Genomic DNA, 13,536 nt, shown 5'->3' on the forward strand with positions numbered 1-13,536 from the left:
AGGTAAGTGCAAAAGGAGTTGAGGTCCATGTTTCGCAATGTAGCAGAATTAGTGGAACTGGCGGAATCACAAGGGAAACCCATTTCTCAAATCATGATTGAGGCAGAAATGAACTTTTCTGAGCGATCTCGTGAGTCTATTATGGAAGAGATGTATCGCAATCTGGATGTGATGGAAAAAGCGGTGCAACGGGGATTGACCGAGGACATTCGTTCATATAGTGGTTTGACTGGTGGAGATGCTAAAAGGCTGCAACAATATATGAAAGAAAAGCCGTTTTTATCTGGCAAGACGCTACTTAACGCGGTAAGCATGTCTGTGGCTGTTAATGAAGTAAATGCAGCGATGGGGACGATTGTTGCCACACCAACAGCAGGTGCCTGTGGGATTGTTCCTGGAACCTTGTTTGCTGTATCAGAAAAACTAAATCCAACACGCGAGCAAATGGTGAATTACCTTTTTACAGCGGGAGCGATTGGATATTGCATTGCTAACAATGCTTTCATCTCAGGAGCAGCCGGTGGGTGTCAAGCGGAGGTAGGCTCTGCTACAGCGATGGCAGCGGCAGCGATCGTTGAAATGGCTGGAGGTACACCAGAGGAATCAGCACAAGCGGTAGCTATCGCTTTGAAGAATATGCTTGGCTTAGTATGCGATCCGGTGGCAGGATTGGTTGAGGTTCCTTGTGTGAAGCGTAATGCAATGGGGGCCGCTATCGCAACCGTAGCTGCCGATATGGCAATGGCGGGCATTAAGAGTGTGATCCCTACTGATGAGGTAATTTTAGCGATGTATCGTATCGGATGTAGCATGCCAAATACCCTGAAGGAAACGGCACAAGGCGGGTTGGCGGATACGAAGACAGGCCGTGCAATTGAGGCGAAAATCTTTGGTGTGCCGGTGAAACAGCATGATTGATTTATTAGCTGGTCCTGTTAGCAATCTCTATGGCATTGGAGCCGAGCGGGCTAAAGATTTAGAGGCACTTGGCATATACAGCATCAAGGATTTAGTAGAGTATTTTCCATCGCGTTATGAGGATTATCGTATTCGCGATCTAACTGAAGTGAAGCATGAGGAGAGGGTTACTCTTGTAGGCACAGTCTACGGCGAGCCCTCTGTTCGCTTTTTTGGCAAAAAGAAATCGCGGATCAGCGTCAAGCTTGTCATGGATCGTGTAGTTGTCACGGCTGTTTGGTTTAACCAAATGTATGTTAAAACACAGCTATCTACTGGTAAAGAGATCGTAGTTACAGGTAAATGGGACAAGCATAAACTACAAATTACCGTGAGTGAAATGACACAAAAGGATTCACCGCGGGCCAAGAAACGTAATGATCTCGTCCCGGTTTATCCGTTAAGTGCGGGAGTTAATCTTTTATTTTTACGCAAAACGATTCAGCATGCCCTTGAAAAATACGGCAAGCTAATTCCTGAGATTCTGCCTCCGGAACTAGTAGAACGTTATCGTTTATTGCCGCGTCATGAAGCAATTGAGCTGATCCATTTTCCAGGCAATGCACAAGAAGGTCATCAAGCGCGCCGCCGTATTATGTTTGAGGAGCTTTTTTTATTTCAAGTAAAAATGCAGGCATTTCGACGGATAACACGTCAGCAAACAGAGGGGATTGCCCAAGCCATTCCGCTGGAGCTGGTGCGAGAATTCGTACGTTCCCTACCGTTTCCGTTAACAGGAGCTCAAAAGCGTGTGGTAAAAGAGGTGCTTGATGATATGCAGGCTCCCTATGCAATGAATCGTTTATTGCAAGGGGATGTAGGCTCCGGTAAAACAGTGGTAGCAGCTATTGCTTTGTATGCTACAGTAAAAGCTGGTTTTCAAGGGGCTTTAATGGTGCCCACCGAAATTTTGGCCGAGCAGCATTTGCACTCATTAACAGGCTTATTGGAGCCATTGGGACTACGGATTGCGCTGTTATCAGGCTCTGTTACAGGCAAAAAACGACGTGAGCTGCTTGAAACTTTGCAATCAGGAAGCTTGGATGTAGTAGTTGGTACGCATGCACTTATTCAGGACGATGTATTTTTCTCTAAGCTGGGACTGGTGATAACAGACGAGCAGCATCGTTTTGGGGTCGAACAACGTCGTGTCCTTCGCAACAAGGGGCTTTGTCCAGATGTCTTATTCATGACAGCTACACCGATCCCACGTACGTTGGCAATCACGGCTTTTGGCGATATGGATGTCTCTGTAATTGATGAGATGCCGGCTGGACGTAAACCAGTAGAGACCTCATGGGCTAAGCACGAGCAGTTTCATCAAGTGCTAGAACGCATGCGAGCAGAATTATCACAAGGTCGCCAAGCGTATGTAATCTGTCCTTTAATCGAAGAATCCGACAAGCTGGACGTTCAAAATGCGATTGATGTACATGCGCAATTAAGCATGTATTTCCAGGAGTATCAGGTAGGCTTGATGCATGGGCGTTTGCCATCGAAAGAGAAGGATGAGGTCATGCAATCGTTTGCTCGTGCAAAGACTCAAATTCTTGTTTCTACAACCGTAGTAGAGGTTGGGGTAAACGTGCCGAATGCAACCTTTATGGTCATCTATGATGCTGAGCGGTTTGGTCTTGCTCAGTTGCATCAGTTGCGTGGACGTGTCGGTCGTGGGGCTGATCAATCATATTGTGTACTTATTGCCGATCCAAAATCAGAGGTTGGAAAAGAACGGATGCGTGTCATGTGCGAAACCAATGACGGTTTTGAACTGTCTCAACGCGATTTGGAGCTACGTGGTCCAGGTGATTTCTTTGGTACTAAGCAAAGCGGGGTTCCTGACTTTAAGGTAGCAGATTTACTAAGCGACTATAAAGCGTTAGAGGTAGCTCGTCAGGAAGCAGCGGTTATGGTCAATAAGGATGAGTTCTGGACAGAGCCTGCGTATGAATATTTACGCTCCTATTTGCGAGAGCAGGGAATTCTGGATGGTACCGTTTTAGATTAGACTAGTATAAATGGCTATGCTTGCTCCTTTTGATATGGATGCAAATGATTTTGATTTTTTTACTTTGCTAGGATGATAAAAAGATTTCGAATAAGAATACACGTTTGTTTAGGACGATGTAAGAAGCCCCCTCACTCTTCTTAATGTTAGAAGGGTGAGGGGGCTTTCATTTGGAAAACGGCGGAAATACGGATCGTTTTGATGTACGTATGTTCAAGGAACACATTCTTGTTTAGAAAAACTAGTGTGGTAATAGGTGGTCAAGGCACGTTCTAATCGATGGAATCTAATAAAATAACGTCACCATTTATTCCTAGCACTCCATAGTGGCAATCTAGCTTTCCACACAATACATAATGGGTTCTTTCTGGATGCAACACATACGTGGGCGTCAGAGTAAGATGCTGTTTAAGCCGTTCGAAGGCAAGTTCTTTGTCAATGGTGACGGGCTCAGCTTGCGTTAGATTTCCATGTACCTCTTTCCAAAAGAGCTGATTATCAAAATACGAGACGATTTGCAGTTGTTTCGGGTCTAAGAATATTGTGATTTTAGGTGAGATCAATTTAGTGGGACTAGAAACAGGCCGGAGTACAGCCTGAATGTAGCTGTTTTGCCGATATAGATGGGTTAGCTTCCACTGTCCTGACTCTGTTGGGTACATAGAACGCAAAAAGTCGGAGATTGCATGAATAGCCTGCTGCTGCTCTTCCCGTGTAATAGGTAGCATATCTGGGTGTGGTTCATTAGCAAATGCTTGCTTGGCAGACACCTCCGGCTGATTCTGAAATAGGAAAGGATTTTGTTCCTCATACGTTAGCGTTAATGGTGTGACCCAATGAAAAACATGGTCAACCTTCAAGCAAAAACGATTATCTATCATAAATTCAAAAGGATAAGTTGCTGATAAATCATGGGCTATATAAATTTCCTCAAGTGCATAAGCCAAAATCCATTTGTTTTGCTCTGTTGAAGGAAATTCGATTAAGCTAACCTGTTCCTTTGCGATCTGTATGACATCTGTATCTAGGGCCAATGCATAAGGCTCCTCTTTTATCATTTCTTTTATAGGAAACACGCCACCTACTGTAAACGAAAGAAGCTGTCCTTTATCATTATGCTCTACTGTTATCATTCCACCTGGGGCAAGAGGAATCCCATTATGGCAGGCTTTAAAATGATGGATGGTGGAGGAGTGTGTCCGATCGCTTGGAATGAACTGTTCGGCATGGCGTAGGCCTGTTTCTGCTTCTATCCACTCTATTATTTCGGAATGGGTTGAAAAGCGTGTAGAGCTTGTAGAAAAAGTTTTTCCACCGACAAAAATAACACTTTTATAGCGTTTGGAGCTAATATCATATTCAATTACGGCCGTACCGGGTGGATTTACATCATCCTCCGTACGTTCTGTTACTCCGTTTACAAACCATTCCATGTTCAATTGATAGGTTGTGCCACGAATCAAATCCACGGTTGTCGATAAACGGCTCGTATGTAAGTGATACGTTTGAAGGCCAAATTTTTCACTTGTAGCCGTAATAATCTCCTGTATGCGCTTGTCCACTCTTAATCACCTCTATAGTAAGTACGTTATTTTGCTTGGAAGGTTTCACGGGAAACGTATACCGATCAACCTCGGCTCGAATTTTTTCTAGGCAAAAGCTAACCTGATTCTGCTGATCTGGTTTACTCCATTTACATGTAGCAGCATCTCCAATTGTTCCGTTTATTTTCTCATGCTGAAGTGCTTCATTCCTGTATAAAATTACCTCCTGGTTCATAGTATAAATAGGAACAAGTGTTTGGTATACTATTCGACAGGAATGTATGTTCGATAGGGGTGTTTGAGGTGAACAAGAAGCGGGTGATTTTTCTAATTGACATGCAAAGCTTTTATGCAAGCGTTGAGAAAGCGGCTAATCCAGAACTGCGTGATCAACCTGTCGTGGTGGCTGGTGATCCGAAGAGACGGAGCGGTGTGGTACTAGCTGCTTGTTCGTTAGCGAAAGCATATGGTGTGACTACAGCAGAGCCCTTGTGGAAAGCCGAACAAAAGTGCCGCCAGCTTGTGGTAGTACGCCCCCGCATGCAGCGTTATTTAGAGGTAGCGGGGCACATTACGGCTATTTTTGAGTCCTTTACCGATTTAGTGGAGCCTTTCTCGATTGACGAACAGTTCCTTGATATTACGGGGAGCCTGCGATTATTTGGGAATGATCCAGAAGCGATTGCGACTAGGATTAGACAGCGTGTTCTCATGGAGACAGGAGTAGTCTGCCGAGTAGGAATTGGCGAAAATAAGGTGCTGGCTAAAATGGCTTGCGATATGGCTAAAAAGCAGGAAGGGGGGATTTTTTGGCTAAAAAAAGAGGAGCTGGCTGAAACGCTGTGGCAGTTACCGATCGACAAGCTGTTTGGTGTGGGTTCACGGATGAAGCGGCATCTTCATCGGATGGGAATGTACAAAATTGGTCAGTTAGCAGAAGCATCGCTTGATGTCATGATGAAACGTTTTGGAGTAAATGGAGAGGTGCTGTGGCGGACTGCACATGGCATTGATGAGTCACCTGTATCGGTTCAGGCGCATGATGTTCAGAAGGGGATCGGTCATCATATGACATTGCCACGTGACTATCATACAGCGGAAGAGATTAAGGTGGTTTTGTTGGAGTTATGTGAAGAAGTGTGTAGAAGGGCTAGAAGCAAGCAACTAATGGGCTGGGTCGTAGCTGTAGGATGCAGAGGGGCGGATTTTGACGTACCAACAGGTTTTTCTCGACAGATGAAAATGCTGGAGCCAACCAATGATGTGATGACGATTTATGCTGTTGTCTTAGAATTGTTTGAGCGTCATTGGGAGCAGTCTCCAGTACGTAGCGTGGGCGTTCAGATTGGCCAATTGACCCCGGATGATGTTTGTCAGCTTAGCTTATTTGAAGACAAAATGAAAAAGCGTTCTCTTGCCTACACCATGGATGGAATTCGATCTCGCTTTGGCAATGATGCGATTATGCGCGCAGTATCGATACTCTCGGCTGGTCAAGTGAAGGAGAGGGCACACAAGATTGGAGGACATTATAAATGAGCCAGTCAACCGTGCCACCCGAGTGGCAGGAGCATGTGCGTGAATCTATTTTATTTGGCTTGTTATTTAAAGTAGCGATGGTGGATCAGCAGACTTTGCGACAGATTCCATTGTCTCTGTCCTATATCCATTTATTAGAGCATCTGTCACGTTGGGCAGAGCGTAGACATCATGATCTGCGCAGAGCCCTACTAGACAGAGGATGCGAGGTGATTGGCGCACAGACCAAAGAAGGCTTATATCGCGTACAGGTTCGGTTGAACGGCTATGTACACGAATTCCTCTATTCCCCCGAATTATTGCGGGCAGAATGTCAGGAGCGCGTCCAACAATGGCTGACGGGAGAGACGCAACAAGGTGATGCAGGAAACGGTCGCTAGTGAATGATACCAGCGTTGTATGCACTACCATCTGGCGTGCATGATCCTACTCGCTACGGTTACATTTTTACGTTCTCAGCGTGCTTGGCTAGCTCTCTTTTCATACGTTTTCCACGTGTCATTAAGAAGAATAAATAAATGAGCAAATAGGTCACCATGGCTAAAGCAGAGATGCGATACATGATTGCATAATTGGCACTAGCTGCTACTACGCCGAGCAACATAGAACCGATGGCAACTCCTAAGTCAATCGAGTTGAGAAAGGCAGCATTAGCCATTCCTCGCTTATCTGGACTTACTTCCTTAATGATCCACGCTTGCATGGAAGGCTGGAGAGTTCCATAACCGAGTCCATACAACACAGCCGAACCAATTAGACCGATCATACCAGTCGTAAAGGAAAGAGAAAGCAGACCAGCGATTACCAATAAAGCACCTGGAATCAAAACAGCTACATGCCCTTTTTGATCAAAAATCTTGCCAGAAAGCGGACGAATACACAGAATCGCTAGTGCATTAAACAAAAAGAAGTTACCTACATTGTCAATTTGCATTTCTTTTCCAAATAAGGCCAAAAAGCTCAGTAAGCCGCCATAGGTAACTGATAGCAACAGATTTAACAGGCAAGGAAGCAAGACGTTCTTATCCAAAAAGGAAGAGCTACTATTGGATGATATGGTTTTGTACGTGGATTGCGTAGTGAACGTCTTAGGGTCCGTTTGTCTAATAGACTCAGCATTTTCCGTTGCTATTGATTGTTGCTTGGGTAAAACGAGGTACAGCAAAGGGAAGATCAATAAAATCAATAGGGTAGAAGAGGCAGTTAATGTACCAAAGCCATACGTTGCTAATACCCATAATCCAATCATTGGTGCGATAGACATAGCTAGGCTGGTAGATAAACCGAAGTAACCCATGCCTTCTCCCATACGGCGAATGGGAATGACATGAGAAACCATTGTGGGAAAGGTGGTACTAGACATCCCAAAGCCAATCCCGTAACAAACGCGCATAACAAGCAAGACAGCAATAGTTCCGCACCAATAATAGCCGGCTGTAGAGAGAGCAGCAATTGCTAAGCCCGTGAATAATAGGAAAGTGATCTTTCCCCGCTTTAACAACTCACCTGCGAATAGCCGTGTCACAATAGCAGACAAGGCAAAAAGACTTGTTACTAGACTAATCGTAAAATCATTAGCATAGAAGGTTTCTTTCACATAGGCCGGAAAAGCGGGAAGGATCATTTGTAAATTAAGAAATAACAGCAGATTACAAATTGTTAACAATATAAATTGTTTAGACCAAAGTTTCTCTTGTTCTCCTATCAAAACGTACCACTCCTAAGACTCTATCTGTTTTTGAGCATTCTCACTCATTTGTTGTAAAAGCTGTTTCATAAACGCTAGATCAGCATCCGAGATGTTCTGGAGTGCTTCCTGAATCGTTTGTTGCTCGATGGGGAGTGTCTGTTTGACCATTTCTTTGCCAGCATCGGTTAAGAAAAGCAAAAAAGCGCGGCGATCATTTTCAGACGTTTTTTTGTGAATCAAGCCTTTTTTATACAGTGCATCTAAAATTCGGGTTGTTGTTGGTTGATCTTTAGATGTACGGTGTGCTAGTTCTTTTTGATTGATCCCGTCTTGTTTATCCAATTGATACAGAAGGGAAAATTGCTCCGTCGTAATGTCAAAATCCTTTAAGCGTGAAGAGAGCAGATAAACGATTTTGCGGTAGGTCTGCCCCAGCATAAAGCCGATAGAGTCCTCCGAAACAATTTGTTTGGTCAAAGGGGCTCCTCCTTTCTTCAAAAATACTTGCTACAACAATTATATGTAAGACAACTATTCTTGTAAATATCTGTACTTTTTGTATAAGTAAAAAATGGAAAAAGAAAGCAGTGACGATCATGAAAAATAAGCCTGTTTCCAAGAAGGAAAATCTTTTTGCGACTAGCCGATTTATTTTGCCAGAGCATCGGGAGCTATATCTGCGAATGAAAGCAGAGCAAGAGAGATACTGTCCGCCTGATCTAGATGAAGAGGAGCGTGCCAGCATTAGCGTCACATTATTTCAAGGCTTACAACAAAAGCGTTTGCTGACATTGCGCTATTACGATGATACGGGGGAGCAATGCATGATCGGGCATGCTCTGCATGTTGATCCTGTGTCACAACGACTTAAGTTGCAGACAAAGCACGGGGTGTCCTGGATTAGCTGCCAGACGATTCTGGCGGCTGAAGTGGAGGATAGCTGGTAAAAGTTTGTAGGGGTCTGGAAAATAATTTGAGGAAAAAAATAAAATAAACCTAAGTAAATATCATGGAAATAGAGAGAAAATGAGTAGTAACGCAAAAAATCATGATTGGCCAAGATTGAACGATCTATTTTACGTTTCTAATTGAATTTATGGATTTTTCGCTGGAATTTTGCGTGAAAATGCATTTTGCGTTGGAAAGCGTTTTGGCTGTATTGTATGTAACGTGAGATTTTTACGAAAACACGTGAGCACAAAAGGGGATTATAAATGTTAGCACAAGAGATGGGCATGGTTTTAACCAAGCACGCGGAAGTAATGGATGCGAAGCGTTGGGCGAATCTGATTGAACAGATGGAAAAGAAGGGCTTGTACGTCGTGATCGAGACTGATACCAACTGCCGCATGCTCAGTCCACTAGGTGGATTGATGCCGATGCCTTCAAAGAATCAACAGCTGACGGTTTTGACAGAAGAAGAATTGCTAGCAAAAGGCTTAGATATTGGCCACCATATTGTTAAAAAGCAAGTAGATGTCGCTAGCGGATCATAGGTCAAACGAAAAAGAAAATAATCATAAACTAAACTTATTAAAATGAAACCAATTACACACGAATGCAACTGCTACATGGCTCTCTTTCATTGGGAAAGAGAGCTTTTTATTTACTTTCTTTCTTTCTTCCTTCCATAGTTCTTATTTCAAAAGTCAATCATTTGGGTCATAGAGTGATTGAATTATGATTAACCCGTTAATTATAAAAAAGGAATTGAATCTAAAATATAGTTAGATAAATTGGAAGAAATGTAAAAATTAATTATTTTGGCAGGAATAAGAGTGGTAAAGATTGAAGTTGAGTTTCTAAAATCCTTTAAAGGAGGAATACTGGTTGAAAAAAATATTTTGTTTGGTGTTGCCCCTATTGTTATTTGTTTTATCTGGATGTCAAGGAAATCAAACGGTGGAAGAAAGTAAAAACATGCTAAATATTGGGGTTGTAGGATCTAAGCCATCGGTTAACGAAGAGAATGTCCAATTTATAGAACTAACATTGGATAGATTAATAAAGGAACAGAATATAACGTTAGACGCTTTGTTTATTATGCCTGATATGTTACAAGAAGCTTCCAAAAAGCCTTATAAGCCAATCTATAAAACTGGGAAATATTCCATTTATTTTGTAGATAGCGCAAGCTCATACCTTCCTTTTACCGAAGACGATATGACCTATGAAAGTGCACCGAAAATAAAAGATGGAATGTATATCATGGGAATTTTAAAAGGAACAAATAAGGAGGTCATCAAAATCAAAGGCTACGGATTGAAAGATGATAAAAAAACGGATAAAAATATAAAAGAAGTATATAGTACGGTATTTTTAGATATTGCAGCTGAACAGGCAGTTAGATGAACAAAACGAGGAGGAAGCGGTCACTTAAGTAGAGTAAGTATACCGCATCCCAACAAATCTGAGTAATGATGAAGATAAAGCATCCAAATCAATAAGAAAACCACGCTACTGTTGCTGGCAATGGGAAGTTATAGCTCAGGGAAATGAAGCTTATTTGTACTAAAAATATAAGTTGAAAATAAGTAAAGGTTTTTAAAATATGTAAAATGCAATAAAGTAAAAAGTCCTTGCTGAGTAAAATAGTCATATTTTCATTCGTACATAAAGTAAATAAATGGTTGGCAATAAAAATTTCTAGATAACTATCAGGAATAAAGCTTAAACTTTCATTTCCACATTTCTTCCGTGAATCAAGGTTCTTGGAGAAAACATGTAAGAAGCTAATCCCACTCCCTCGACAGCTGTTTTTGCAATTGACTAAGCAGGCGCTTCGTTTCGGGAGTAAGAGAAGGTCTCTTCAGAGCTGACCTTTGTTTTTGCTGATATACCATCATACTCCATTCTTGTTCCTGTGCTAGCCAGATTCGGCGCTTGATCTGCTCCCAGCGGCGGGAAGCCAATGAGATGGGGACCCGAAAAGCTAGAGCTAGCTGGTGTAACCAATCCCGTTCGTATTTAGGCATGGGTAAGGTTTGAAGCAAATAAAAAGGCATAGCTGCATACAACTGAAAGTGTCCGGCTTGCATTTCCTGTAAGTCGCGTAAAGCAGGTGGCAATGACAACTGATTGCCAGAATGGCGCAACGGGTGACATAATTCATGAAAAAATTCGGCTCGTCGATCTACCTCTGAGAGATGCTGCTGTAAAAAAATCAGAAAGTCTCCACTATTCTCGCACCATCTTACGTGGGATGGTAATCTTGTAAAAGCAATTTCTCCTCCAAATAACTCTGCAATCTCTTCCAGGTGTAATTCCTCAGGAGCTAGAAATCCATGTCGTTGATACCTAGCTGTAATCCATTCCTCTAAGGGTGTCATTTGATATAATTCGAGATTCATGAAAACCTCCTCCCTCTAAATTATACCCTAAAAACAGGAATATTTGTTCGTGTTCTAAGGAATATCTGCTTAATTTTATATGATGGTCGTATATAAGAAAAAAAAGGATAATTGCAAGCGTACGGGACGCGTCCAATTATCCTTTTTCTTTTGTACGGGGAGAACAGCTATGCCTTAGCTCCGGCAACTACTTTAAATTCTTTCCCATTTAAGATTTCTTTACGCAATCGCAGCATTTTTTGATCCAAGCTATTTGCTGCCTCAGCGGCCTCAGTCAATTCATGTAAGACATAAGGCGGCACCTGCTTGTCGTACTTATAGTACAAAATATGCTCAAGGCTCGCCCAGAAATCCATAGCTAAGGTCCGTAGTTGAATTTCTGCATTTACCCATTGTGTTCCTTCATTTAGAACGAGAGGGACCTGAACGATGAGATGCAGGCTTTGATAGCCATTTGGCTTTGGAGAGGCTATGTAATCCTTAATCTCAACAAGGCGCAAATCCTCTCGCTGTTTAAAATGATCCGCAATGCGATAAATGTCTTCAACAAAGGCACAAACGATTCGAACACCAGCTACATCAAACAGCTTGTCTCGCACGCTTTCTAAAGTCTTTGGCAAACGTTTACGCTCTAGCTTTTTCATGATACTAGCCGGTTCTTTTAAACGCGTTTTAATATGTTCAATAGGGGAATATCCATCTTGCAGCTTCCATTCTGTATTCACGATCATGATCTTCGTTTCCAACTCGCGTAAAGCAAATTGATAATGAAAGGCCATGTTTTTCCAGACATCCATATTTTCTAGCATAGGTACGCTCCTTGTATTTCTGTGACTTGTATGCAAGCCTAAATCCAATTCATAGGCACGGTGAGCAAAATTCATTTATTGTACGTGATGATTGTACCTGATGGTTGTGGGAGAAATGTGTAAGCGGCGAAAAAGGACGTTGCTGATTGAAACAGCAACGTCAGATCAGGGAAATATGACATCATTTCAAACAAACAGGCGCTCGTCTTTTTGCAATCAACAGTCTAGACCATTTAACCAATATTTTTACCAAGAAACAATAACAGCTTCATGTATGATCAATGTAAAATGGAGTATTAAGCCGAAGTAGTTTGACGCTGAAAGCCTTTAAAACGTGTTCCTTGATAAGAAACGATACCATGGTCTCCCTCAGCTAGCAGTCCGTATTGAGATCCAGACAATTGAAATTCTTTGCGTTCACCACTCACTAATTCAAAGGTTACATAATATGAAGTGTGGGAAGCATGATTTCCAGAACCGCCAGACACTTGAACCCGCTTTGAAACAATGTGAGCTTGTTTATTTTCGACGGGAGAATGATTATTAGTTGTCCAGGTAAATAGAGCACGACCAATCACAAAAATAAAGCAACCAATTACAATCACAGGAATCACGTTAGCCATAAAAGAGAACGTAAAATCAAACATGGGTGAACCAAGCTCAAGTGGATTAGAAAAAAACAAAGTGGAATCCTCCTAATTACAAAAATAGGGAATATTCACTTGTATTATAGCATAAGTAGCAGCGGTTTACAGTTTATACCACCTTGTGAATCAGAATGGGTGTCACATAGCCTTCAATAAGTGCTGCGAGCAAGACAAGCGGTAAAATAACCAAAATATAGGTTTTAAGTGACTGGAGGATCGCATTTTTAACAGAATACTGATGTCGATTGCGCGAAAATAGGCGGCGAAACACAGTAAGACTAAGAAAAATGCCAACACTTCCACTTAAGAAAATAGCAATCATCTCAATAATGCCATGAGGGAGGATTCCGTAAACTAAGATATCTATCCAAGGCTGGTTCTGAATCGCAACAGAAGCAAGTAAAATACTAATCGTGCTAATGGTGATAATACCTGAAAAGGCAGGTAAAACAATTAGCGGAATGATTCCGATTACCACGGACAGAAGGGTCGCTTGCGTATTATTTTTAAAAATGGACCAGAAAAAATTGGTGGGTGTTCCGCCCGACTTGATCCCTTTTGCCTCAAAGGCTTGAGTAAGTGTAGTCAACAGCTCTTTAACCGTTTGCGGATTTTTTACAATGAGCATATAAAAAACAACAGCGGTGACTAAAGCCACGAATGTAACAATCCAAAAACCTTTCTTGTAATCTTTGCGGAAATGTTCCCATTCTTGGGCATACAAATCACGAAGCATAGCATTTCTCTCCTTATCAGTTAAAAATAATGGTTTGTCTACTTAGTTATGTACACCTAAAAATCATGATTGCAACAATAATACGCATGTAATGCGGTTTGGTATTCACCTCAGTTCTTTAAAGCTTGAAATGATTCAGGGGTGCTTACACTTGCTTTCCTTTACTAAAGACCTATAACCATATTATTTATATTACCATCCAAGTAAATTTAAGAACATGTTGAGCATGAATTCCTTGTGGTACAAAACAGCATGA

General features: G+C 42.0%; 15 protein-coding genes. 7 read left to right on the top strand and 8 right to left on the bottom strand.

Translation table 11 applies throughout. From position 1 onward, the window contains the following. Nucleotides 1-27: 27 nt before the first annotated feature. Together sdaAA and recG are read left to right on the top strand one after the other, a co-directional pair. A complete protein-coding gene (gene sdaAA / locus O0550_RS03770; RefSeq protein ID WP_003336806.1) occupies nucleotides 28-918 on the top strand; it encodes an L-serine ammonia-lyase, iron-sulfur-dependent, subunit alpha in 891 nt (296 codons plus the stop codon). Beyond that, entirely contained in the window at nucleotides 911-2,965 is a 2,055-nt protein-coding gene (gene recG / locus O0550_RS03775; protein ID WP_101668716.1) for an ATP-dependent DNA helicase RecG, read from the top strand. The genes sdaAA and recG overlap by 8 nt, the downstream gene beginning before the upstream one ends. Before the next feature lie 272 nt (nucleotides 2,966-3,237). Here recG and O0550_RS03780 read toward each other — a convergent pair whose 3' ends face one another. Beyond that, nucleotides 3,238-4,527 (bottom strand): hypothetical protein, encoded by a 1,290-nt coding sequence (locus O0550_RS03780; protein WP_258425656.1) that lies wholly within the window; start codon nucleotides 4,525-4,527, stop codon nucleotides 3,238-3,240. After that, on the bottom strand, nucleotides 4,487-4,744 hold the full coding sequence (locus O0550_RS03785) for a hypothetical protein (RefSeq protein WP_217992972.1): 258 nt from the start codon (nucleotides 4,742-4,744) through the stop codon (nucleotides 4,487-4,489). Before O0550_RS03785 ends, O0550_RS03780 begins: the two co-directional genes overlap by 41 nt. 68 nt (nucleotides 4,745-4,812) lie before the next feature. Here O0550_RS03785 and dinB point away from each other — a divergent pair, with 68 nt between their 5' ends. Then, complete coding sequence (gene dinB, locus O0550_RS03790; protein ID WP_003336811.1) at nucleotides 4,813-6,048, top strand: DNA polymerase IV; 1,236 nt, start codon at nucleotides 4,813-4,815, stop codon at nucleotides 6,046-6,048. Next, complete coding sequence (locus tag O0550_RS03795) at nucleotides 6,045-6,428, top strand: YhjD family protein (RefSeq protein ID WP_003336812.1); 384 nt, start codon at nucleotides 6,045-6,047, stop codon at nucleotides 6,426-6,428. Before dinB ends, O0550_RS03795 begins: the two co-directional genes overlap by 4 nt. Before the next feature lie 59 nt (nucleotides 6,429-6,487). Here the strand turns inward: O0550_RS03795 and O0550_RS03800 are convergent, their stop codons facing one another. Next, the gene (locus O0550_RS03800) at nucleotides 6,488-7,756 is read right to left on the bottom strand and encodes an MFS transporter (protein ID WP_258425657.1); all 1,269 of its coding nucleotides are present in this window, start codon (nucleotides 7,754-7,756) and stop codon (nucleotides 6,488-6,490) included. 12 nt (nucleotides 7,757-7,768) lie between these two features. Further along, a complete protein-coding gene (locus O0550_RS03805) occupies nucleotides 7,769-8,215 on the bottom strand; it encodes a MarR family winged helix-turn-helix transcriptional regulator (RefSeq protein ID WP_022584357.1) in 447 nt (148 codons plus the stop codon). Nucleotides 8,216-8,334: 119 nt separating this feature from the next. Between O0550_RS03805 and O0550_RS03810 the strand changes: the two genes are divergently transcribed. The 3 genes from O0550_RS03810 to O0550_RS03820 all read left to right on the top strand — a co-directional run bounded on the left by O0550_RS03810 (nucleotide 8,335) and on the right by O0550_RS03820 (nucleotide 10,090). Continuing rightward, entirely contained in the window at nucleotides 8,335-8,685 is a 351-nt protein-coding gene (locus O0550_RS03810; protein ID WP_258425658.1) for a YolD-like family protein, read from the top strand. A gap of 267 nt (nucleotides 8,686-8,952) precedes the next feature. Next, nucleotides 8,953-9,234 carry a hypothetical protein gene (locus O0550_RS03815; protein ID WP_003341509.1) on the top strand — a complete coding sequence of 94 codons (282 nt, stop codon included), beginning with the start codon at nucleotides 8,953-8,955 and terminating at the stop codon, nucleotides 9,232-9,234. 334 nt (nucleotides 9,235-9,568) lie between these two features. Then, a complete protein-coding gene (locus O0550_RS03820; RefSeq protein ID WP_258425659.1) occupies nucleotides 9,569-10,090 on the top strand; it encodes a hypothetical protein in 522 nt (173 codons plus the stop codon). 380 nt (nucleotides 10,091-10,470) lie between these two features. On the opposite strand, the gene O0550_RS03825 is transcribed toward O0550_RS03820, so the two are convergent. The 4 genes from O0550_RS03825 to O0550_RS03840 form a co-directional block, all read right to left on the bottom strand. Beyond that, a complete protein-coding gene (locus O0550_RS03825) occupies nucleotides 10,471-11,088 on the bottom strand; it encodes an ImmA/IrrE family metallo-endopeptidase (protein WP_003341503.1) in 618 nt (205 codons plus the stop codon). A gap of 167 nt (nucleotides 11,089-11,255) precedes the next feature. After that, the gene (locus tag O0550_RS03830; protein ID WP_003336820.1) at nucleotides 11,256-11,897 is read right to left on the bottom strand and encodes a GTP pyrophosphokinase; all 642 of its coding nucleotides are present in this window, start codon (nucleotides 11,895-11,897) and stop codon (nucleotides 11,256-11,258) included. A gap of 296 nt (nucleotides 11,898-12,193) precedes the next feature. Beyond that, complete coding sequence (locus O0550_RS03835) at nucleotides 12,194-12,580, bottom strand: DUF2500 domain-containing protein (protein ID WP_050816493.1); 387 nt, start codon at nucleotides 12,578-12,580, stop codon at nucleotides 12,194-12,196. 73 nt (nucleotides 12,581-12,653) lie between these two features. Beyond that, nucleotides 12,654-13,280 carry a stage II sporulation protein M gene (locus O0550_RS03840; protein WP_003336822.1) on the bottom strand — a complete coding sequence of 209 codons (627 nt, stop codon included), beginning with the start codon at nucleotides 13,278-13,280 and terminating at the stop codon, nucleotides 12,654-12,656. Between the last annotated feature and the right edge of the window lie 256 nt (nucleotides 13,281-13,536).

Source organism: Brevibacillus halotolerans, from assembly GCF_026891775.1.
GTDB lineage: Bacteria > Bacillota > Bacilli > Brevibacillales > Brevibacillaceae > Brevibacillus_B > Brevibacillus_B halotolerans.

What these genes read in the sequence shown, in the direction of transcription:
- sdaAA (WP_003336806.1), top strand. Translation starts at nt 28, where the DNA reads ATGTTTCGCAATGTAGCAGAATTAGTGGAACTGGCGGAATCACAAGGG.
- recG (WP_101668716.1), top strand. Translation starts at nt 911, where the DNA reads ATGATTGATTTATTAGCTGGTCCTGTTAGCAATCTCTATGGCATTGGA.
- O0550_RS03785 (WP_217992972.1), bottom strand. Translation starts at nt 4,744, where the DNA reads ATGAACCAGGAGGTAATTTTATACAGGAATGAAGCACTTCAGCATGAG.
- O0550_RS03795 (WP_003336812.1), top strand. Translation starts at nt 6,045, where the DNA reads ATGAGCCAGTCAACCGTGCCACCCGAGTGGCAGGAGCATGTGCGTGAA.
- O0550_RS03810 (WP_258425658.1), top strand. Translation starts at nt 8,335, where the DNA reads ATGAAAAATAAGCCTGTTTCCAAGAAGGAAAATCTTTTTGCGACTAGC.
- O0550_RS03815 (WP_003341509.1), top strand. Translation starts at nt 8,953, where the DNA reads ATGTTAGCACAAGAGATGGGCATGGTTTTAACCAAGCACGCGGAAGTA.
- O0550_RS03825 (WP_003341503.1), bottom strand. Translation starts at nt 11,088, where the DNA reads ATGAATCTCGAATTATATCAAATGACACCCTTAGAGGAATGGATTACA.
- O0550_RS03830 (WP_003336820.1), bottom strand. Translation starts at nt 11,897, where the DNA reads ATGCTAGAAAATATGGATGTCTGGAAAAACATGGCCTTTCATTATCAA.
- O0550_RS03840 (WP_003336822.1), bottom strand. Translation starts at nt 13,280, where the DNA reads ATGCTTCGTGATTTGTATGCCCAAGAATGGGAACATTTCCGCAAAGAT.